At 40.0% G+C, this 20,778-nt stretch carries 16 protein-coding genes and 1 other annotated feature; of the genes, 11 read left to right on the top strand and 5 right to left on the bottom strand.

The window, feature by feature from the left end; all coding sequences use genetic code 11:
- Positions 1 to 11: 11 nt before the first annotated feature.
- The gene (locus IGJ53_RS06395; protein ID WP_002400269.1) at positions 12 to 1,571 is read right to left on the bottom strand and encodes a ClC family H(+)/Cl(-) exchange transporter; all 1,560 of its coding nucleotides are present in this window, start codon (positions 1,569 to 1,571) and stop codon (positions 12 to 14) included.
- Between the two features lie 154 nt (positions 1,572 to 1,725).
- Here IGJ53_RS06395 and pcrA point away from each other — a divergent pair, with 154 nt between their 5' ends.
- The 8 genes from pcrA (at position 1,726) to IGJ53_RS06435 (ending at position 12,003) form a co-directional block, all read left to right on the top strand.
- A complete protein-coding gene (gene pcrA, locus IGJ53_RS06400; RefSeq protein WP_259741600.1) occupies positions 1,726 to 3,960 on the top strand; it encodes a DNA helicase PcrA in 2,235 nt (744 codons plus the stop codon).
- Positions 3,961 to 3,976: 16 nt separating this feature from the next.
- Positions 3,977 to 6,013: an NAD-dependent DNA ligase LigA gene (gene ligA, locus IGJ53_RS06405; protein ID WP_002306506.1), complete on the top strand. Its 2,037-nt coding sequence runs from the start codon at positions 3,977 to 3,979 to the stop codon at positions 6,011 to 6,013.
- A 105-nt stretch (positions 6,014 to 6,118) separates the two neighbouring features.
- Complete coding sequence (gatC, locus tag IGJ53_RS06410; RefSeq protein ID WP_002288477.1) at positions 6,119 to 6,424, top strand: Asp-tRNA(Asn)/Glu-tRNA(Gln) amidotransferase subunit GatC; 306 nt, start codon at positions 6,119 to 6,121, stop codon at positions 6,422 to 6,424.
- Positions 6,424 to 7,896 (top strand): Asp-tRNA(Asn)/Glu-tRNA(Gln) amidotransferase subunit GatA, encoded by a 1,473-nt coding sequence (gatA, locus tag IGJ53_RS06415; protein WP_438749868.1) that lies wholly within the window; start codon positions 6,424 to 6,426, stop codon positions 7,894 to 7,896. Before gatC ends, gatA begins: the two co-directional genes overlap by 1 nt.
- Positions 7,893 to 9,323, top strand: a complete 1,431-nt coding sequence (gene gatB / locus IGJ53_RS06420; RefSeq protein ID WP_002297526.1) for an Asp-tRNA(Asn)/Glu-tRNA(Gln) amidotransferase subunit GatB — start codon at positions 7,893 to 7,895, stop codon at positions 9,321 to 9,323. The genes gatA and gatB overlap by 4 nt, the downstream gene beginning before the upstream one ends.
- Positions 9,324 to 9,332: 9 nt before the next feature.
- A complete protein-coding gene (locus tag IGJ53_RS06425) occupies positions 9,333 to 10,388 on the top strand; it encodes a diacylglycerol kinase (RefSeq protein ID WP_002295235.1) in 1,056 nt (351 codons plus the stop codon).
- A gap of 110 nt (positions 10,389 to 10,498) precedes the next feature.
- Entirely contained in the window at positions 10,499 to 11,872 is a 1,374-nt protein-coding gene (rlmD, locus tag IGJ53_RS06430; RefSeq protein ID WP_002314856.1) for a 23S rRNA (uracil(1939)-C(5))-methyltransferase RlmD, read from the top strand.
- A gap of 2 nt (positions 11,873 to 11,874) precedes the next feature.
- On the top strand, positions 11,875 to 12,003 hold the full coding sequence (locus tag IGJ53_RS06435; protein WP_002295229.1) for a 30S ribosomal protein S9: 129 nt from the start codon (positions 11,875 to 11,877) through the stop codon (positions 12,001 to 12,003).
- 68 nt (positions 12,004 to 12,071) lie between these two features.
- Here the strand turns inward: IGJ53_RS06435 and IGJ53_RS06440 are convergent, their stop codons facing one another.
- The 3 genes from IGJ53_RS06440 to IGJ53_RS06450 form a co-directional block, all read right to left on the bottom strand.
- Positions 12,072 to 12,290, bottom strand: a complete 219-nt coding sequence (locus IGJ53_RS06440; protein WP_259741601.1) for a hypothetical protein — start codon at positions 12,288 to 12,290, stop codon at positions 12,072 to 12,074.
- 287 nt (positions 12,291 to 12,577) lie between these two features.
- Entirely contained in the window at positions 12,578 to 14,362 is a 1,785-nt protein-coding gene (locus IGJ53_RS06445) for an ABC transporter ATP-binding protein (protein WP_259742066.1), read from the bottom strand.
- A 14-nt stretch (positions 14,363 to 14,376) separates the two neighbouring features.
- Positions 14,377 to 16,098, bottom strand: a complete 1,722-nt coding sequence (locus IGJ53_RS06450; protein ID WP_259742067.1) for an ABC transporter ATP-binding protein — start codon at positions 16,096 to 16,098, stop codon at positions 14,377 to 14,379.
- 98 nt (positions 16,099 to 16,196) lie between these two features.
- On the opposite strand from IGJ53_RS06450, the gene IGJ53_RS06455 reads away from it, so the two are divergent.
- The 3 genes from IGJ53_RS06455 (at position 16,197) to IGJ53_RS06465 (ending at position 19,634) form a co-directional block, all read left to right on the top strand.
- Positions 16,197 to 16,958 (top strand): MerR family transcriptional regulator, encoded by a 762-nt coding sequence (locus IGJ53_RS06455; RefSeq protein ID WP_438749872.1) that lies wholly within the window; start codon positions 16,197 to 16,199, stop codon positions 16,956 to 16,958.
- A 124-nt stretch (positions 16,959 to 17,082) separates the two neighbouring features.
- Positions 17,083 to 17,314, top strand: a binding site (T-box leader).
- Positions 17,315 to 17,406: 92 nt separating this feature from the next.
- Positions 17,407 to 18,543 carry a 5-methyltetrahydropteroyltriglutamate--homocysteine S-methyltransferase gene (locus IGJ53_RS06460; RefSeq protein WP_010732463.1) on the top strand — a complete coding sequence of 379 codons (1,137 nt, stop codon included), beginning with the start codon at positions 17,407 to 17,409 and terminating at the stop codon, positions 18,541 to 18,543.
- A 77-nt stretch (positions 18,544 to 18,620) separates the two neighbouring features.
- Positions 18,621 to 19,634, top strand: a complete 1,014-nt coding sequence (locus IGJ53_RS06465; protein WP_010732464.1) for an alpha/beta hydrolase — start codon at positions 18,621 to 18,623, stop codon at positions 19,632 to 19,634.
- A gap of 66 nt (positions 19,635 to 19,700) precedes the next feature.
- On the opposite strand, the gene IGJ53_RS06470 is transcribed toward IGJ53_RS06465, so the two are convergent.
- Positions 19,701 to 20,735, bottom strand: a complete 1,035-nt coding sequence (locus IGJ53_RS06470) for a LacI family DNA-binding transcriptional regulator (protein ID WP_259742069.1) — start codon at positions 20,733 to 20,735, stop codon at positions 19,701 to 19,703.
- Positions 20,736 to 20,778 lie beyond the last annotated feature (43 nt).

Genomic DNA, 20,778 nt, shown 5'->3' on the forward strand with positions numbered 1-20,778 from the left:
TTCTCGGTTCGTTAAAATGATTGCTTCAAATTTGTGATAGAAGATTTAGCCTCGATTTCTTGCTTGATTCTTGGCAAGTTTGCTTCATCAGTCAAGATTACCAAAATATCTCCTACATTCATGATCGTATCACCGTGAGTCAAGATTTCCTGATTTCCTCTGCGTATAGAGATTAGCAGCATATTTTTAGGCCAATTGAAGTCTCGTACCATTAATCCGTCTAAAGAACTCTCTGCCGTTACTGGAAAATCAAAAGTTGTCCTTGCGCCTTTAAGAGCGGCGGTCTGATTATTTCCAAGTAAACGTTCCAACAATGATTCGTAGATCGGATTCCCTCCGAGAAGATCATTGACGATATAAGCAACAAGAGCAGCCAACCCTAAAGGCATCAGATGATTGAGAGAGCCAACCATTTCTGTCACTAAAATAATTGCTGTCAGCGGTGCTTTCCCAATTGCTGTGAAATAACCAGCCATGGCAATCACGACGAAATCCTTGATGTAGATTGGATCCATCCCGAAATCAACCATGATGTTTCCATAAAAGCTACCGATTAAAGCACCCAATGTCAATATCGGAAGGAAAATCCCTCCTGGAAGACCACCACCATAAGAAATCATGGAAAAAACGAATCGAAGAACAAACAAACCGATAATCATAATGATTGGCAATGAAGCATGTCCAAAAGCTAAAACGATTTGATTGCCTCCGCCTAGCGTACTAGGCCATAAATAACCAATCGGCAAAATCAGCAAGAAAGGAACGAATCCATGAAAATAAGCAGGTAAAGGCAATCGGTTGTAAAATTTTGGCAATGCCAGCAGGACCTTTTGATAAATAAAACCTAAGACGCCTAGAAGTACGCCTAATACCACCAAAGAACCATAATATTTCAACGGCAAAGAAGGAAGATCGCCTAGATATAAAACTGGTCTTAAGCCAAAAAAATAAAGAGAGACAAAGTTAGCCGTGATGGCCGAAGCAAAAGATGTCAGCCAAACAAGAGGAGAGAAGGAGTGATGGATTTCTTCTAAAACAAAGAGTAATCCTGCGATAGGAGCATTGAATGCTGCTGCAAGTCCGCTACTTGCTCCGCTAGAAATCAAAATCTTTTCTTCTGAAGATGGACTCCGAAACAATTGTCCAGCTCCTTGTCCGATAGCTGCGCCAAGCTGGATAGAAGGGCCTTCTCGACCTAGAAAAAGCCCTGCGCCAACTGAAAGTACACCACCAATGAACTTTTTCCATAAAACAGAGAACCAGTTCATTGATAATTCCCCTCGAAGCTGTCCTTCTACTTGTGGAATCCCGCTTCCTTTGATATCCGGTTCATTTTTGACCAGATAACCCACAAAAAATGCTGCAAGGATGCAGCAAATGGCCATACCAACTAAGTAAATCGGCTGTTCCCGACTTATTTCATAGATACTTCGAACAAAATCGCCTAACTTTTCGATCGATAAACGAAACAGGCTAACCACGATTCCTGTCAGTAGTCCAACGAATATTCCTTTTAGAATAAAATATATCTGAGTTTTATCTAATTTCTTGATTTTTCCTTTTTTTTCCATTCAAACGCCTCACTTTCTTTTAATTTAGCGCGAAATCAACGAATTGACAAGGAGAAATCCATAAAAAGAAACAAATGATTTTGAATTAGCTAGTTTAATGAAAGCCAAGAAAATGCTATAATTAACAAGATTGATAAAAGAAAGGATGTTGTTAATGTCATCCAAAGCTGAATTATTAAACGGGATGAACCCCCGTCAGAAAGAAGCTGTTCTTCACACTGACGGACCATTATTGCTGATGGCAGGTGCGGGAAGTGGAAAGACGAGAGTGTTGACGCATCGCATTGCTTATTTGATTGAGGAAAAAGAAGTCAATCCTTGGAACATCCTAGCGATTACTTTTACCAATAAAGCTGCAAAAGAAATGAAAGAACGTGTCAATGCGATTCTCGCATCTGGAGGCGAAGATGTCTGGGTATCGACTTTTCACTCAATGTGTGTGCGTATTTTAAGAAGAGATGTTGATTTTATCGGGTATAACCGGAACTTTACGATCATCGACTCTTCTGAACAGCTGACCTTGATGAAACGGATACTGAAAGAACTGAACATTGACCCGAAAAAATATGATCCTCGCAGCATATTAGGAACAATCTCCCAAGCAAAAAATAGCTTGCAGACCCCTCAGGATTTTGCAAAAATGCAAGGCAGTTATTACGAAGAGATTGCGGCAAAATGTTACGCTGCTTATCAAAAAGAGCTTCAATACAATCAATGTATGGACTTTGACGACCTGATCATGAATACGATCCGGTTATTTGAAGAACATCCTGATTCACTCACATATTATCAAAACAAATTCCATTATATTCATGTAGATGAGTATCAAGATACAAACCACGCACAGTATACGTTGGTCAATTTATTGGCAGGTAGATTTAGAAATCTATGCGTAGTGGGAGATGCAGATCAAAGTATCTACGGCTGGCGCGGTGCAGATATGCAGAACATCTTGGATTTTGAAAAAGATTATCCAGATGCTGCAGTGATTTTGCTGGAACAAAACTATCGCTCCACAAAAAACATTCTTAGCGCGGCAAACCAAGTCATTGAAAACAATAGCAATCGAAAACCAAAAAACTTGTGGACAGAAAACAAAGAAGGAAACAAGATTACTTATTATCGTGCAGATAATGAACGAGACGAAACCCGCTTTATCGTAGACCGGATGCAAGAAGAGATTCGAAGCAATCATCGGAATTACGGCGACTTTGCCATTTTGTACCGGACGAACGCACAATCTCGTGTAATGGAAGAAACCCTGTTGAAAGCAAATATTCCTTATAAAATGGTCGGAGGGCACAAATTCTACGATCGTAAAGAAATCAAAGATATTTTAGCGTATTTAAATGTGCTGGCAAATCCTCAAGACTCAATCAGTTTTGAGCGTATCGTTAATTCGCCCAAACGAGGCATCGGACCAGGATCTATCGAAAAACTACGCAGTTTTGCTTCTCTCCATGAATGGCCACTGCTTGAAGCAGCCCAAAATGTGGAACTGGCAAATATCGGTGGAAAAGCAGGCCAGCAATTAGGTGCATTTGGAGAGATGATCCAAGAAGTCACGCAGATGATCCCATACTTGACAGTGACAGAATTGACGAAAGAGGTTTTGGATCGTAGCGGATACCTGGAAGATTTAAAAATCCAAAATACATTAGAAGCACAAGCGCGCATCGAAAACTTGGAGGAATTTTTAACGGTCACACAAGAATTCGATAAGCAATTCGAACAGCAAAACGAAGAAGATGCTGATGCACCAGAAGAAAAACTAACGGTCTTCTTGAACGATCTGGCACTTGTTTCTGACATTGACAATTTAGAAGAAGACGCTTCGCAAGTGACATTGATGACGTTGCATGCAGCCAAAGGATTAGAATTCCCAGTTGTATTCCTGATTGGTCTAGAAGAAGGTGTTTTTCCTTTATCTCGAGCATTGATGGAAGAAAGCGAACTGGAAGAAGAACGTCGCCTCGCTTATGTGGGGATCACGCGAGCAGAAGAAGCGTTGTATTTAACCAATGCTTTCTCCAGAACATTATATGGACGGACGCAATATAACCGCCCTTCTCGTTTTGTAGAAGAAATCGATCAAGAATTGCTAGAAATCGAGGGCATGCTTCCTACGCCTAAAAAAACACCTGTATTCGCTAAAAAAACAGCATATAGCTATAAACAGCCAGAGACAGCGGTTGTTTCCTCTAAAAGTGCCACTGGAGGGGAAAAGAACAGCTGGAAACCTGGAGATAAAGTCAAACACAAAAAATGGGGACTAGGAACAGTCGTCCGAGTAAGTGGGACGTCGAAGGATCTAGAACTAGATGTGGCTTTCCCAAGTCAAGGAGTAAAACGTCTTTTGGCTGCCTTTGCGCCAATTGAAAAAGCTTAGTAGTGGAGGGTAAATGATGGAACATGAAATGACGATTGACGAAGCTGCTAAACGAGCAGAAGAACTTCGTACAAGATTGAACCAATGGTCTCGCGAATACTACGTAGAAGATAAACCAACAGTGGAAGATTATGTTTATGATAAAGAATACGCAGAATTAGTAGCAATCGAAGAACAATATCCTGATTTGATCACGTCTGATTCTCCCACTCAACGAGTAGGCGGAAAAGTATTAGAAGGGTTTGAAAAAGTCACTCATGATATTCCGCTTTATAGTTTGAACGACGTTTTCAGCAAAGAAGAGCTGATAGCTTTTGATCAACGTGTACAAAAAGCAGTGGGACGTGTAGTCGACTATTGCTGCGAACTAAAAATAGATGGTCTTTCTGTCTCTTTGCGTTATGAAGATGGAAATTTCGTTAGAGGAGCGACTCGTGGGGATGGGACTGTAGGAGAAAACATCACTGAAAACCTAAAGACTGTCCGATCGGTCCCAATCAAATTAAAAGAACCGATGAACATCGAAGTAAGAGGCGAATGTTTCATGCCAAAACGTTCATTTGTTCAATTGAATCAAGACAGAGAAGCAGAGGGAAAAGATATCTTCGCGAATCCTCGGAATGCCGCAGCCGGTTCCTTGCGTCAGTTAGATTCTAAAATCACAGCGAAAAGAAATCTGGATACTTTTTTATACACAGTAGCTGATTTCGGTCCTATGGAAGCAAAAACACAGTATGATGCGCTAGAAGAACTAGAAAAAATAGGATTCCACACGAATCGGGAAAAACGTCTATGTCATTCGATTGACGAAGTATGGGCATACATTGAGGAATATCATGATAAACGTGTAGATTTGCCCTATGAGATTGATGGGATCGTCATCAAAGTGAATGAGTTCTCGCTGCAAGATCAACTTGGCTTTACTGTCAAAGCACCACGATGGGCAACAGCTTATAAGTTTCCACCAGAAGAAGTTGAAACACTGATCGAAAACATCGAATGGACAGTCGGACGAACGGGGGTAGTGACGCCAACGGCTATCATGACGCCGGTCCGAGTAGCAGGAACGACAGTAAGCCGTGCCAGTCTGCATAATGGGGATTATATCAAGTTGAAGGATATCCGCTTGAAAGATACAGTTCTGATTTATAAAGCGGGAGATATCATTCCAGAAGTTTCGCAAGTCGTGTTGGATAAACGACCTAAAGACAGCGAAGAATACCAATTACCTACACATTGCCCAGTTTGTGGAAGTGAACTTGTCCATTTGGATGAAGAAGTAGCGTTACGGTGCATCAATCCTAAATGCCCTGCTCAAATGAAAGAAGGCTTGAACCACTTTGTCTCAAGAAATGCGATGAATATCGACGGGTTGGGTCCACGTGTGCTTGAACAGATGTATGACAAAAAACTAGTCGCAGATGTTGCTGATCTTTATAAATTGACAGAAGAAGAGTTATTGACGTTGGACAAAATAAAAGAAAAATCAGCAAATAATATTTTGACAGCAATTGACAACAGCAAAGATAATTCGGTCGAGCGGTTGATTTTCGGGTTAGGAATCCGACATGTCGGAGCGAAAGCAGCAAAAATTTTAGCAGAACATTTTGGTGATCTAGAGACATTGAGTAGAAGCGACTATGAGTCGATCATTGCGCTTGATACGATCGGTGATATCATTGCCGACAGTGTAGTCACTTATTTTAGTAACGAAGAAGTCCATGAATTGATGAATGAATTAAAACAAGCAGGCGTCAATTTCGAATACAAAGGGCTTCGAAGTACCCAATTGCAAGAAGTCGAGTCGCCTTTTAAAGAAAAAACAGTGGTCCTTACTGGTAAACTAACACGATTGACTCGTGAAGAAGCAAAAGAGACGATTGAAAATCTTGGCGGGAAAGTGACTGGTAGCGTATCGAAAAAAACAGATATCGTGGTAGCAGGAGAAGATGCTGGCAGCAAGCTAACCAAAGCACAAGAATTAGGAATCGAAGTTTGGACAGAAGATCAAATGGCAGAAGCATTGGCTAAAAGCCACTCAGCAAAAGAATAAATATTGAGTTTTTTCAGACAAATTTCAATAAATAATTTCAGACAGGGCACTCTTATGTTAAAATAGGGAGCAAAGTTTTTAACTCGTTTAGAAAGAAGGGGTAGTATGGCGATTAGTGAAGAACAAGTGAAACACGTTGCCAAATTAGCAAAACTTGCGTTCGCAGATGAAGAACTTGCAAGTTTTACCGACCAATTAGGTAAAATCATCGATATGGTGGAAATGCTGGAAGAAGTAGATACGGAAGGTGTTCCATTTACGTCGAATGTTGTCGAAACAGTAAACGTGATGCGACAAGATCGGGCGCAAGCTGGATGGAACCGTGATGAATTATTGAAAAATGTGCCGGAAACAGAAGACGGCTTTATCAAAGTACCCGCAATCATCGATAATGGGGAGGCTGGCGCATAATGACAAAATTACACAATCGTTCTCTAGAAGAACTGCATCATATGCTTGTATCGAAAGAAATCACTGTACAAGATTTGACAAAAGCAACATTTGAACGAATCAAAGAAACAGAGCCTGAGATCGAAGCATTCATCACATTGAATGAAGAAAAAGCATTGGAACAGGCAAAAGCTTTAGATGAAAAAGGGATTGATGAAAGCAATATCCTTGCTGGAATTCCGATTGGGATCAAGGATAATATCGTAACAAAAGATATCTTGACAACCGCTGCATCTAAGATTCTTTACAATTTTGAACCAATTTATGATGCAACGGTCATGGATAAAATCTATCAAGCAGATATGATCCCTGTTGGTAAACTAAACATGGATGAATTTGCTATGGGCGGAAGTACAGAAACTTCTTATTTCAAGAAAACAAAAAATGCTTGGGACCAAACAAAAGTACCTGGTGGCTCTTCCGGTGGTTCTGCAGCAGCAGTAGCAGCTGGACAAATCCCAGTTTCTTTAGGTAGTGATACGGGGGGAAGTATCCGCCAACCAGCAGCTTTCAACGGCACTGTAGGAATGAAACCTACTTATGGCCGTGTCTCACGTTTTGGCTTGATTGCCTTTGCTTCATCTCTTGACCAAATCGGACCAATGACCCGTACGGTGAAAGATAACGCATTAGCATTGACAGCTATCAGTGGTTATGACGAAAAAGACGGTACTTCTTCAGGCGTTTCAGTTCCTGACTTTGCAGAGGGACTGACCGGTGACATCAAAGGAATGAAGATTGCTTTACCTAAAGAATACTTAGGCGAAGGTGTGGCCCCTGGCGTAAAAGAAGCTGTATTGAAAGCAGCAGAAACATTCCGTTCATTAGGTGCTGTTGTGGAAGAAGTCAGCTTACCTCATTCAAAATACGGTGTGGCTGTTTATTATATCATTGCCTCATCAGAAGCAAGTTCCAACTTGCAACGTTTCGATGGTATCCGCTATGGTTATCGCTCTGAAAACGTGAAATCATTGGATGATGTATATGTCAACTCACGTTCAGAAGGATTCGGTGAAGAAGTAAAACGCCGTATCATGTTAGGTACATTCTCATTAAGTGCGGGTTATTATGACGCTTACTTCAAAAAAGCAGGACAAGTCCGTACATTGATCAAACGAGATTTTGAAAAAGTCTTTGCAGATTATGACTTGATCATCGGACCATCTTCACCAACAGTGGCATTCGGAATCGGTGAGAACATCAACGATCCAATCACGATGTACATGAGTGACATCTTAACGATCCCTGTCAACTTGGCTGGACTTCCAGGTATGTCTGTACCGGCAGGATTGTCAGAAGGATTACCAGTTGGATTGCAGATCATCGGTAATTATTTTGATGAAAAAACGATGTATCAAGCGGCATATGCGTTTGAACAAGCAACAGAATTCCACACACAACAACCAGCTATTTTAGGAGGGAAAGACGAATGAATTTTGAAACAGTCATTGGACTAGAAGTCCACGTCGAATTGAAAACCAACTCAAAAATTTTCTCTCCAGCGCCAGCTCATTTTGGTGCAGAACCAAACAGCAATACAAACGTGATCGACTGGGGTTATCCAGGCGTGCTGCCAGTAATGAACAAAGCTGCGCTGGAATTCGGGATGAAAGCAGCTTTGGCATTAAACTGCGAAATCTCTAAAGATACTCATTTTGACCGGAAAAATTACTTTTACCCAGATAATCCGAAAGCATATCAAATTTCCCAATTTGATCAACCAATCGGTCATGACGGATGGATCGAAATCGAAGTAGAAGGCAAGAAGAAAAAAATCCGGATCGAACGGGTCCATTTAGAAGAAGATGCTGGGAAAAACATGCATGGTATCGGCGGCTATTCTTACGTTGATTTGAACCGACAAGGCACGCCTTTGATCGAAATCGTTTCTGAAGCTGATATGCGTTCACCAGAAGAAGCATACGCTTATCTAGAAGCATTACGTTCAATCATCCAATTTACAGAAGTCAGCGATGTGAAAATGGAAGAAGGGTCTATGCGTTGTGATGCGAATATTTCTCTACGCCCTTATGGACAAGAAGAATTCGGTACGAAAGCAGAATTGAAAAACTTGAACTCTTTATCTTTCGTGAAAAAAGGTTTAGCTTTTGAAGAAAAACGTCAAGCAAAAGTTCTTCTTTCAGGAGGAGAAATCCAACAAGAAACACGCCGTTTTGACGAAACAACGAATAAAACAGTTTTGATGCGTGTGAAAGAGGGTTCTAGTGATTATCGTTACTTCCCAGAGCCTGATATTCCGAAATTCGTGATCGATGACGAATGGATTCAAAAAGTAAAAGCTAGTTTACCTGAGATGCCAGCTTCTCGTCGCGAACGCTATATCCGTGAATTTGGTCTTCCGGAGTATGACGCGATGGTATTGACACTTACAAAAGAAATGTCTGATTTCTTTGAAGCTGTTTTGGAAAATGGTGCAGATGCCAAGCAAGCATCTAACTGGTTGATGGGTGAAGTTTCTGCTTACTTGAACAGTGAGAAACTGGAATTAGCTGAGACAAAATTGACACCTGAGAACTTAGCAGGAATGATTCGTTTGATCGCCGATGGAACGATCAGCTCAAAAATCGCCAAAAAAGTCTTCCGTGAATTGATCACAAATGGCGGAGAAGCGCAAGAAGTTGTTGAGAAAAATGGTTGGGTACAATTATCTGATCCTAGCAAACTTCTTCCAATCATTAATGAAATCTTGGATAACAATCAACAATCTGTCGATGATTTCAAAAATGGAAAAGATCGTGCGGTTGGCTTCCTAGTCGGTCAAATCATGAAAGCAACTAAAGGGCAAGCAAATCCTGGTGTCGTGAACAAGCTGCTTAAAGATGAATTAGCGAAACGCTAGAGGCTGAAAATGAAAAAAGCACGCGTAATTTATAACCCTACCTCGGGAAAAGAATTATTGAAAAAAAATTTGGCGGATATCCTACAGGCATTAGAAGAAGCAGGATTTGAAGCCAGCGCCTATGCCACTACACCAGAACCTGATTCAGCCAAGAATGAAGCACGCAGAGTTGCAGAACTAGGTTTTGATCTAGTAGTGGCAGCTGGGGGCGACGGAACGATCAACGAAGTGGTCAATGGGATCGCTCCGCTTGAACACCGTCCTAAAATGGCCATTATCCCAGCCGGTACGACGAACGACTATGCTCGAGCATTAAAAATTCCTAGAGATAATATTAAAGCAGCAGCAGAAGTAATAAAAAAACACCAAACCGTAAAAATGGACATCGGTCTTTCTGATAACAGTTACTTCATCAATATCGCTGCAGGCGGCTATTTGACAGAATTGACTTATGAGGTTCCATCAGAACTAAAGAGTATTTTTGGTTATCTTGCCTACCTTGCAAAAGGAGCAGAGATGCTGCCTCGAGTAAAGCCAATCAAAATGCGCTTGAAGTATGATGAAGGGGAATATATCGGAAATGCTTCGATGTTTTTCCTAGGGCTGACGAACTCTGTTGGAGGATTCGAACAGATCGCGCCAGATGCCAAATTGGATGATGGCAAATTTTCTTTGATCATTGTGAAGACAGCAAATATCTTTGAGATTTTGCATATTGCGGCACTCATGCTGAATGGCGGTCGACATGTCGATGATCCAAGAGTAATCTATACCAAAACAAGCAGTTTGTTCGTCGAAACAGAAGATGATATCAATCGACCAGTAATGATCAACTTAGATGGTGAATATGGCGGGGAAGCACCGATGCATTTCCAAAATCTTCATCAACACATTGAGTTCTTTGCCAATACCGATCAGATTCCTGATGAAGCAATCACAGGCACAGATGAAGAAGAATTAGAGGTTGTCAGCAAAGAATTTGTAAAAGAAGTCGAACGTTTAACGGATGAAGATATCGACGGTGACGGAAAAATAGCAGACGAAACACCTAATCAAAAGAATTAATCAAAAGCCGGTGCTGAACGTAGTAAGGTCAGTGCCGGTTTTAGTTGTGTAATTAACTGATTTATAGTAGAGTTCAGTAGGATTGAAAAATAGGCTTAAAGGAGCAAAATATGACAGAACAGCAAATAGTAAAGAAAAACGAACGATATACAGTCGAAATCGTCGACTTGAGTTATGAAGGAATGGGAGTAGCAAAAATCGATGGTTATCCATTATTTATCGAAAATGCACTTCCTGGAGAAGAAGTAGAAATACTAGTAGTGAAAGCGGGCAATAAGTTTGGATATGGGAAAGTCGAAACATTTATTACACAATCTCCTGATCGCCAGCCTGTAGAAAACAATGCACTACTTCGCACAGGTATCGCACCTTTAGCCCATTTGAAGTATGAACAACAGCTTGTTTTCAAACAAAAACAAGTAGAGCATGTAATGGCGAAGATTGCTAAGATGCCAGAAGTTCCTGTACTTCCAACTGTCGGAATGGCAGAACCATTCGGCTACCGTAATAAAGCACAGATCCCTGTTCGCCGTATCGATGGACAGTTAGCCACCGGTTTTTACAAAAAGAATAGCCATGATCTAGTCCCTATCGAAGATTTTTATATCCAAGATCCTGTCATCGATCAAGCAATCAAAGTAGTCAGAGATATCTTGCAACGGTTCCAAGTACGAGGATATAATGAAGAAAAAAATGAAGGACAGCTTCGTCACATCATTATCCGTCGTGGTCATTATTCCCATGAAATGATGGTCGTTTTAGTTACTCGTAAAGAAAAATTCTTTAAATCCAAGGAAATTGCTGAAGCCATTCATGAAGAATTGCCAGAAGTGGTTTCGGTCATCCAAAATATCAATGAAGAAAAAACAAATGTGATTTTAGGAGACAAAGAAAAAGTTTTATATGGCAGAGATTATATCGAAGATCAGCTATTAGGAAAAACCTATCGAATCTCAGCAAAGTCATTTTATCAAGTAAATACTCAACAAGCAGAGTATCTGTACCAAACAGCCATCGAGTTTGCCGAGTTAGATAAAAAAGACATTGTGATCGACGCTTATTCAGGAATAGGTACGATTGGCTTGTCTTTAGCAGACAGAGTGGATAAGGTGTATGGGATGGAAGTTATTCCAGAAGCAATTGAAGATGCACAGTTCAATGCTTTAAATAATAAAATCGAAAATGTTCATTATGAAGTCGGAAAAGCAGAAAAAGTCATGAAAAAATGGCAAGAAAAAGGGATCAAACCATCTGTGATCGTAGTTGACCCTCCACGAAAAGGATTAGATCATCATTTTATTGAATCAGCAATCGAAATGTCACCAGAACGAATCGTCTATATCTCATGCAATCCGGCAACTTTTGCAAGAGATGCTAAGTTATTTGCAGAAGCAGGTTATGCCGTGAAGAAAGTTCAGCCTGTAGATCTTTTCCCACAAACCCATCATATCGAATTAGTCGCTTCATTCGTTAAAGGAGAATAAAAATGGACCAAAAAGAAAAAATGAAAGAATTGATCAAAAAGAAACAAGGTGGAGGCCGATCCAAACAAATGGAAACACCTAAGAATGATCGTAAAAACATGAGAAAAGGCCCTAAGATCTTTAATAAGTAATATGGTTAAAAAAGGATGGGGAACGATGATTTTGATGATCATTCCTCATCCTTTCGCTATTTAAATCCTCATACACTTTGTTTTATATTCTTGAAAATGATATAACCTAAAAAAGATAAAGAAAGAGTGAATAAAATGCCGCTATACTCCACATTTTTTGGTAATTCAATCGGCTGTTCGTGAAAAAGTCGTTGAAAATGAGGGTTTAAAAAAGTCACGATGACAAAAGAAACAAGAAACGTAGCTGCATTTAGAAAAGCTAAGTTAGAAAAACTCATGAAATCCATCAGAATTACTCCTGCTAACTGGAAAGCTACATACGAGGCCATTCCAAAATATTTAGCTGATTGTATTCAGATATTTTAACATTTTTGGTGTTCAACCGGTAATGAGATAAAGAGGCTGGGACAGAAGCGTTTAACTCCAAGAAATAAGAAGGAATTCACGAAAATTGCTTTTCAAATTTTTGTTAATTTCAGCTTATTTCCGAAGGAGTTGCTTCTGCTTCCGCCGTTTATACGTGTTTAGAGCGTGAGACAAAAGTGTTCTTTACTTTTGTCCCACGCTCTTTTGGCTATGCTACCTGAAATTGACTATTATAAAGGCTAGCATAAAGCGTTGGTGCTTGGAGTAATTCAGAATGCGTTCCTTTTTCGACGATATCGCCGTTTTTCATTACAAGGATCATATCTGCATTTTCAATCGTTGACAAACGGTGGGCAATGACAAAACTTGTCCTATCTTTTGTCACAGCCTCCATTGCTTGCTGGATCAATGCTTCTGTTCGTGTATCTACACTAGAAGTTGCTTCATCTAAAATAACGACAGGGGGATTTGCCAGAATGACCCGTGCAATTGTTAATAATTGTTGCTGCCCTTGAGATAACGTACCATTTTCGCTAGAGATGATTGTATCATATCCCTCTGGCAGTGTTCGAATAAAGTGATCACATTGTGCGATTTCAGCCGCTTCGATAATTTGTTCTCTCGTGGCATCCATTTTCCCATAGGCAATATTATCGGCCACTGTTCCTTCAAACAGCCAGGTATTTTGTAAGACCATCCCAAAAGAACGGCGTAGTTCTCCACGCGAAAGCTTGGTAATATCGCGGCCGTCAAATTCGATCTTTCCTTTATTCAGTTCATAAAAACGCATCAGCAGATTAACTAAAGTCGTTTTTCCTGCACCAGTTGGTCCAACGATCGCCACAGTTTGTTTTGGTTTTACTGAAAAATCAACTTGATTCATCAATATATTATCCGATGTGTAACCAAATTGTACATTTTTGAAAGCTATTTTTCCTTTCGGTTCTTCCAAAAGTTTTGCTTCTGGTAGGTCCGGAATTTCATCTGTTTCATCTAATATCTCAAAGATCCTTTCGATTGCAGCCATTGCGGATTGAATCGAGTTGATCACATAAGAAGCAGTGGAAATTGGTTCAGAGATCTGATTGATGTACTGAAGGTAAGCTTGTAAGAAGCCAATCGTCACACCGCCAGAAAGAACGAGTATAGCACCGAATACCGCACTTATGATGAAGGCGAGTTGATTGATGAATCGGATTGCCGGATAGATGGCAAAGTTCATAAATTGAGCACGTTTAAAAGCATTGTATTGTTTTTTGTTTACTTCATGTATGGAAGCTTCTGCATGAGCTTGCTGATTGAATGTTTTGACCACTAGATTACCAGCTAAGATTTCTTCCATCCGATTATTCAAGACACCTAGTTCATATTGGTTTTGTTCAGAAATCTGTTTGTTTTTATTCGCAATTTTAGTTGTAATAATTGAACTTCCAACGATCAGCAATAAGACAAGCAAAGTGAGCTTGCTTTCGATATAAAACAGCATTAGACCAGCAGCAGCTATTGTTACGACAGAAGTGAAAAATTGATTGATACCTGTCAATAACACTTGAGAAAGCTGATTGAGTCCGGTAGTCGTCCGACTGATGATGTCGCCGACTTGATGATTATCAAAAAACGACATCGGTAACGTTTTGAATTTTTTTGTGATTTCTTTTCGCACCCTCAATGTGATCTTTTCGCTTAATGCTGCCATTGTACGTTCTTGGATAAATGAAGCAACACTGCTTAGGACTGAACAGCCAATCAGCAATAAGACAGGGAACAACAATGCTTGTTTGATATCACTGAAAGTAAGCTGTCCAATACCTGTTTTTCTTATTTGCGACAACAAATCATCAATCCCGATTCCCATGATCAGGGGCATGGCTACAACTAATAGGTTGCCCAATAAACTGCATAGAAACAATCCGTAAAAATATTTATGTTCAGGTTTGATCATTTTCCAAAAACGTATCAAAGCGCGTGTGTTTAACGTTTTTTTCTTTTCCATCGAATCCCTTCTTTCTATATTCCTTGTGATTTGGCAAATTCCTGATATGTTTGACAATTAGACAATAGTTCTTCATGAGTACCTTGTCCTACGATTTTTCCTTCATCTAAAACAATGATGTTATCTGCTTGTTGGATCGTACTGAGCCGTTGAGCAACAATCACGAGAGTTTTCTCCGACATGTGTTTATGGAGTGCTGCCCTTAATGCTGCGTCTGTTTTATAGTCTAAAGCGGAAAAACTATCATCGAATACATAGATTTCTGCTGGTTTGATCAATGCTCGAGCAATGCATATCCGCTGTTTCTGTCCGCCAGAATAATTAGAACCACCTTGAGCAACAAAGCTATCTAATCCATCAGGAAGAGTGTCCACTAGTTCTTCTAATTGGGCGATCTTGATCGCTTTAGCCAATTCTTCTGGTAAAGCATGTTCATTTCCCATCTGCAAGTTGCTTAAGATCGTACCGCTGAATAAGAAGGCTTTTTGAGGGACATAACTGATGTGTGAGCGGATCTGTTCCTGCGTCATTTGAGTAAGAGGGATACCACCAAGGGTCACTTTTCCTACCGTAGGATCACTTAGTCTCAAGAGAAGTTTTGCTAAACTACTTTTTCCAGATCCGGTCCCGCCAACGATCGCCGTTGTTTTTCCTTTAGGTATTGTAAAATCAATATCTTCTAGAACTGGATCAGAAGTTTCAGTATATTTGAATGTGACATGTTCAAAAGCAGCTGCATTTGTCTGATCAAAGGATGGTTTAGCAACTGTTTGGATCGTCTCTTCTTTAATTTCGATCTCTGCTTCGAGTATTTCTTCTATCCGTCGTAAAGAGGCGAATGATTTAGGGATAATGACCAGTACCATGGCTGCAATCATCAAATAAGCAAGTGTCAGCATAGAGTATTCCACTACCGCGGTCACGACACCGATCTGTAACGTGCCGTCTGCCACAAGATTTCCGCCAAACCACAAAATAGAAGCATAAACGATTCCCATGAGTAAAAAAGCAATTGGAGTGACCCAAGCAAAGATTCGGTTCACTTTGATCATTTGACTAGCATAATCTGCAAAGGTCTGATTCGTTCGCTTTTCTTCATATGACTGATTATCAAAGGCACGGATCATATTGATCCCCGTAAAGAATTCTCTCAATGTGATGGTGATCCGATCCATTTTTGGTTGGATACTTAAAGATAAAGGCGTTCCTCGTTTCATCAGTCGGTAAACGATCCATACGTAAAAAACAACAGAGAGTAATGTAACCCATGTAAGCAATAGAGAATAACGAAACATCATGAGGATGGTGAAAAAGCAAATAACTGGTGCTGGTAAAATCATTTGGCAAAATAAAACAATCATTTGCTGGACATTATCGACATCATTCGTCATTCTTGTCAAAAGAGATCCAGAACTGAAACGGCTGATATCCTTCATTGACAGTTGTTGGAATTTACGGAAATATTTCTCCCGTGTCTGGAACCCAAACCGAGCGGATGCCAATGCTGAAAAGTAACTAGAGGCAACTGCAGCGATCGTTCCTAGAAATGCTACAAGTAGCATTTCAACGCCGATTTTCTTGATAACAGAGGCTTCGCCACTTGCTATACCTGTGTCGATCAGTTTGGCTACTAATTTTGGTACACCTAATGTACCGGCGATTTGTAAACAGATCATCACAAAGGTAAGGAGAGCGAGTCCTTTGTTTTGCTGTAAGAATTTTTTTAAGATAGTCATATTATTCCTCCTTTTTCCTGATACTTTTCGATTCTATACCTTCAAGTAGCTTGAAGGTCAATAGGAAAAAGAATAAACTGGAAAAGAGGTGAGAAAAAATGAAAAAAATGTACACGATCGGCCAAGTATCGGAACTGTTCGATTTGCCAAAATCAACGATTCGCTATTGGGATGAACAGGGTCTGATTCGGTCAAGCAGACAGGAAGAGAATGATTACCGCTTGTTTGATATCGACGATATTTTTATGCTTTATGATATCGTTTTTTATAGAAAATTAGATATACCGATCAAGCAGATGAAGAATTTATATGGTAAAACATTGACGGAGTTATATGAGACACTTGATGAAACAGAAAAAAGAATCCATAAAGAGCTATTGATAATGAAACAAAAACAGAAAGAGATAAGGGCGCAGAAAAAACAGTTGAAATTGATGATCGATACAAACGAGGAAGAATTTCCTATAGAAGAGATCCCTTTTGACTGTATGATTTCAACGGAATTTGAGGATATTGTGGAAATAAAACAATTTCTACCGAACTATTCGAGTTTTGGAATGATGAGTATGCCAGCTTCCAGTTCGCAAACGATGTACGGCTTTTTTATCGATCCCAGTGAGATACATTTATTTTCCCAAGATGTGATTTGGAAGAAAAAAGATACGACTATTTATCGCCGGTTTTTGTTGAAATCTGAGATGAACCATGCGGAACGTAATAATATCTTAGAAGTCAGAGAAACAATGCATGAAAAAGGGTGGAAAACAGGAGAAGTGATCGGACAATATCTATTGACGAATACGGACGAAAACAATATCAGAATTGAATATTATCATGCATGGATGGAAATGAAAAAATAGGAAAGAAGTGTTTAGGATAAGTGTGATTGAATGGATGAAAATGAAATAAGAGAGAGAACTACTCGGTTTTTCATTAAAAAAAGATTGACAAAATGAAACAAAAGTGGGATATTAATTAGCAAATAATGAAGCGTTGAAGAGAAGAGTAACTGATAGGAAATAAGTACAGAGACCTTGGTAGGTGAGAGCAAGGATTGTTTGGTCAGTGAAGATGAGCTCTGAGTTTTTTTGATTGTTCACGCAATCTAAACGGTAAAGCGACCGATAACTCGCCGGGTATACAATCTGTACCGATGAGGCATTATTTGTGAGAATAATGCAAATAAGGGTGGTAACACGAAGTATTCGTCCCTTTTGTCGTTCAACGGCAAAAGAGGCGGGTACTTTTTTCTTTTTTCGAAAAGCTTCTTACGCTTTGTTAAAACATGATTATTGGAGGAGATTTTTTATGACAATTCGAACAACATCACCATTTCGCTATGACATCGTCGGGAGCTTTTTACGTCCTGAAAAGCTGAAAGAGGCAAGGACTCGTTTTGCTGATGGGAAAATCACACAAGAAGAACTTCGAAAAGTTGAAGATGAAACGATCATCGAATTGATAAAAAAACAAGAAGGAGCTGGTTTGAAAGCTGTTACTGATGGAGAGTTCCGTCGCAGCTGGTGGCACTTGGACTTCTTTTATGGGTTGAATGGCGTGGAATTTTATGTGCCTGAACATGGTTATTTCTTTCATGGAGAAGAGACACGTCCTGGTACAGTGATTGTGACGGGGAAAATTTCTGGTACGAACCATCCTTTCGTCGAACATTTTAAATTCACTCAGGCTCATACAAGTCAAGGCATCGAAGTGAAACAGACAATTCCTGCTCCAGCTCAAATTTTAGTGGAACTACTTCGTCCGGATATATTACCCCATGTTCGAAAAGTCTATGAAGACAATCAAACATTAATTAAAGATATCATCGCAGCTTATCGTCAAGTGATCGACGACTTATATGAAGCAGGTGCGCGGACGATCCAGCTAGATGATTGTACATGGGGAGTATTAGTTGCACCACTTCCTAAAGGGTTTGCGGTGGATGAGGGAAAAGATGAAAAAGAAGTTCGTCGGGAGCTAGCAAATCTTTATTTAACGATCAACAATGCAGTCTTAGCTGACCAGCCAGATGATTTAACACTCAATACACATGTCTGTCGCGGGAATTATCATTCTACTTGGGCAGCATCGGGCGGTTATGACGACGTAGCAGATCCATTATTTAGTCAAGAAAATGTCCGTGCCTATTATTTAGAATACGATAGTGAACGTGCTGGGAGTTTTGCACCTTTAGCGAAAGTTTCCGAAGATAAATTAGTTGTATTAGGCTTGATCACAACGAAAAGTGGTGAACTGGAAGAGCGCCAGCAAGTGATTGACCGGATCTACGAAGCGACACGATATCTGCCTTTAGATCGTTTGTGCTTAAGTCCTCAATGCGGATTTGCTTCAACAGAAGAAGGAAATATTTTGTCTGAAGAAGAACAATGGGAAAAGATTGCTTTTGTCAAAAGCATTGCAGAAGAAGTTTGGGGGAACAATTAAATCATGCAGGAGAGCTTGCTAGGAAAGAACACTATGGTATAATCAGAATGCTTAATATTAATTACTGAGGGAGACTTATGAAAAAGAAAATTCTTAAATTTATCGGATGGTTCTTCGGGATCATTCTCGGGATCGTGTTTGCAATCTTTCTTGCCTTCCAGCTTTCCCCCAGACCCGGAGCATTCTTGATCAACCATATGTTTTCAAATACTGTACAAATCACCGATCAGAAAACGTTCAATCAAGCAGAAAAAAACGTGGCGAAAAAAACAGATTTGACGTATGAGTCCAACTATAAAGAGAATACGTATGATATCTACTATCCAAAAAACAGCAAGGGACCTGTGCCTGTTCTGTTTTGGGTACATGGTGGAGGGTTCGTCGGCGGAGATAAATCAGGTGTCAAGGAATTTGCGACAAAATTAGTATCAGACGCCAACATCGCAGTGGTTGCGATGAATTATGAATTAGCGCCTGATTCAGAATACCCTAATCAAGTTCTTCAAGTGAATGAGCTGGTCAAAGATTTATTAGCTGAAGAAAAAGACGACAAACTGCTAGACATGGAGCAACTATTTTTTGGCGGAGATAGTGCAGGTGCACAAATCGCTTTGCAATATGCAGCTCTACAAACAAACGAGGCATATGCCAAACAAATGAAAATCAAACAGGTGCTTCCAAAAGATAGTTTGAAAGGAACCATTTCTTATTGCGGACCCGTTGATTTGAAGCTAACAGCACAGCAACATTCGGATGATCGATTTATGAAGTTCTTCGTCAAAACTGTTGCATGGTCGTTGATTGGAACAAAAGATTGGAAAACGAGCGAGCAACTGAAAGAAGCTAGTGTGGCTGACCATGTTTCTAAGGAATTTCCGCCAACGTATATAACTGACGGAAATGCATACTCATTCCAGGAGCAAGGTCAAGCATTAGAAAATCGGTTGACAGAATTAAAGGTACCCGTGCAATCCTTGTTTTATACAGATACAAAAAAAGAGATTACCCATGAATACCAATTTGATTACACGCTAAAAGAATCGCAAAATTGTTACCAGCAGACATTGGATTTTGTGAATAAGTATAAGTAAGAGGTTGTGAAAAAGCCGTTTAGTTTTGAGTATGAAGAAACGAAGCGGCTTTTCACAACCTCTCTTTCAATACCTTTTTGTTCTTGGGATAAAACTTTCCCGAACAATCAATCGCGCAGGATAAGTCAAAATGATTGGTTCGTCTCGTATACCGTCAATTCGCTCCAATGCCATTCGAACAGCTGCTTGGCCAATTGATTTCGCATTGATTTGAACACTGGTCAAGCCAGGGGAGAGGTTTGCGATTGTCTCGATATTATCAAAGCTTGCTACAACAATCTCTTCACCAATTTGGATATTTTTTTGTTTCAATGCCCGATAGACACCGATTGCCATTGGATCGCTCCCGACAAGAATGGCGGTAGGAAGAGGGGACTCATTTTCTAATAAATCAGTCGCAAGTACCTCACCTTGTTTTTCTGTCCAACCACCTAGACGATAAGACATATATTTTTCTAAGTGATGATCGATCATAAAATGCTGATAGGCACGCATCCTCTTTTCGTTTATAGAAATCTGCTTCCCACCGAATTCATCCATATCGACTTTATATCCCCCGATATAGGCTATTCTTTTATGGCCATTTTCTAAGAACAATTCCAGTACGGTTTTAGTCATCCGTTCAAGATCTGCGTACACCATATCGACCTCTTGCTGGATGTCAGGGTTATCCACGACGACTATTTGCATGTTTTGTTTTAACAAGGCGGTAATCGATTCTTTCGTAACAGTCCCAACAATGATCACCGCACCTAACTGATCTAGATCTTCCCATTGTTTAGGATTATCAGATAGATTATAGATTCGATTCATCCCTAAATGCAGACGTCGAGCCTCTTCTTCCATCCCTACTCGCAAATGTTTGTAATAGATATCCTGTTCTTCGCTCGCTTTGCCGATCGTAGAGATCACACCAATCGAAGGCATTCTCTTTTTGATATATTTTCGAGTACTGATATCATAATCCAACGCAGCAGCTGCCTCTACTATCCGTTGCCGAGTAGCCTGAGCCACATGGATCGTCTGATCGTTATTCAACACGCGGGAAACTGTAGCAGGGGAGACATTTGCCTTTCGTGCGACATCTCTAATTCCAACCATTTTTACACACTCCTCAAAAAAATAAAAAATTTCTATTGACAAA

This window comes from Enterococcus sp. DIV1283b, assembly GCF_051710965.1.
Classification (GTDB): domain Bacteria; phylum Bacillota; class Bacilli; order Lactobacillales; family Enterococcaceae; genus Enterococcus_B; species Enterococcus_B lactis.

What these genes read in the sequence shown, in the direction of transcription:
- IGJ53_RS06395 (WP_002400269.1), bottom strand. Translation starts at nt 1,571, where the DNA reads ATGGAAAAAAAAGGAAAAATCAAGAAATTAGATAAAACTCAGATATAT.
- IGJ53_RS06450 (WP_259742067.1), bottom strand. Translation starts at nt 16,098, where the DNA reads ATGACTATCTTAAAAAAATTCTTACAGCAAAACAAAGGACTCGCTCTC.
- rlmD (WP_002314856.1), top strand. Translation starts at nt 10,499, where the DNA reads ATGACAGAACAGCAAATAGTAAAGAAAAACGAACGATATACAGTCGAA.
- IGJ53_RS06455 (WP_438749872.1), top strand. Translation starts at nt 16,197, where the DNA reads ATGAAAAAAATGTACACGATCGGCCAAGTATCGGAACTGTTCGATTTG.
- IGJ53_RS06465 (WP_010732464.1), top strand. Translation starts at nt 18,621, where the DNA reads ATGAAAAAGAAAATTCTTAAATTTATCGGATGGTTCTTCGGGATCATT.
- gatB (WP_002297526.1), top strand. Translation starts at nt 7,893, where the DNA reads ATGAATTTTGAAACAGTCATTGGACTAGAAGTCCACGTCGAATTGAAA.
- gatC (WP_002288477.1), top strand. Translation starts at nt 6,119, where the DNA reads ATGGCGATTAGTGAAGAACAAGTGAAACACGTTGCCAAATTAGCAAAA.
- gatA (WP_438749868.1), top strand. Translation starts at nt 6,424, where the DNA reads ATGACAAAATTACACAATCGTTCTCTAGAAGAACTGCATCATATGCTT.
- IGJ53_RS06435 (WP_002295229.1), top strand. Translation starts at nt 11,875, where the DNA reads ATGGACCAAAAAGAAAAAATGAAAGAATTGATCAAAAAGAAACAAGGT.
- IGJ53_RS06470 (WP_259742069.1), bottom strand. Translation starts at nt 20,735, where the DNA reads ATGGTTGGAATTAGAGATGTCGCACGAAAGGCAAATGTCTCCCCTGCT.
- IGJ53_RS06460 (WP_010732463.1), top strand. Translation starts at nt 17,407, where the DNA reads ATGACAATTCGAACAACATCACCATTTCGCTATGACATCGTCGGGAGC.
- ligA (WP_002306506.1), top strand. Translation starts at nt 3,977, where the DNA reads ATGGAACATGAAATGACGATTGACGAAGCTGCTAAACGAGCAGAAGAA.
- IGJ53_RS06440 (WP_259741601.1), bottom strand. Translation starts at nt 12,290, where the DNA reads ATGGATTTCATGAGTTTTTCTAACTTAGCTTTTCTAAATGCAGCTACG.
- IGJ53_RS06425 (WP_002295235.1), top strand. Translation starts at nt 9,333, where the DNA reads ATGAAAAAAGCACGCGTAATTTATAACCCTACCTCGGGAAAAGAATTA.
- IGJ53_RS06445 (WP_259742066.1), bottom strand. Translation starts at nt 14,362, where the DNA reads ATGGAAAAGAAAAAAACGTTAAACACACGCGCTTTGATACGTTTTTGG.
- pcrA (WP_259741600.1), top strand. Translation starts at nt 1,726, where the DNA reads ATGTCATCCAAAGCTGAATTATTAAACGGGATGAACCCCCGTCAGAAA.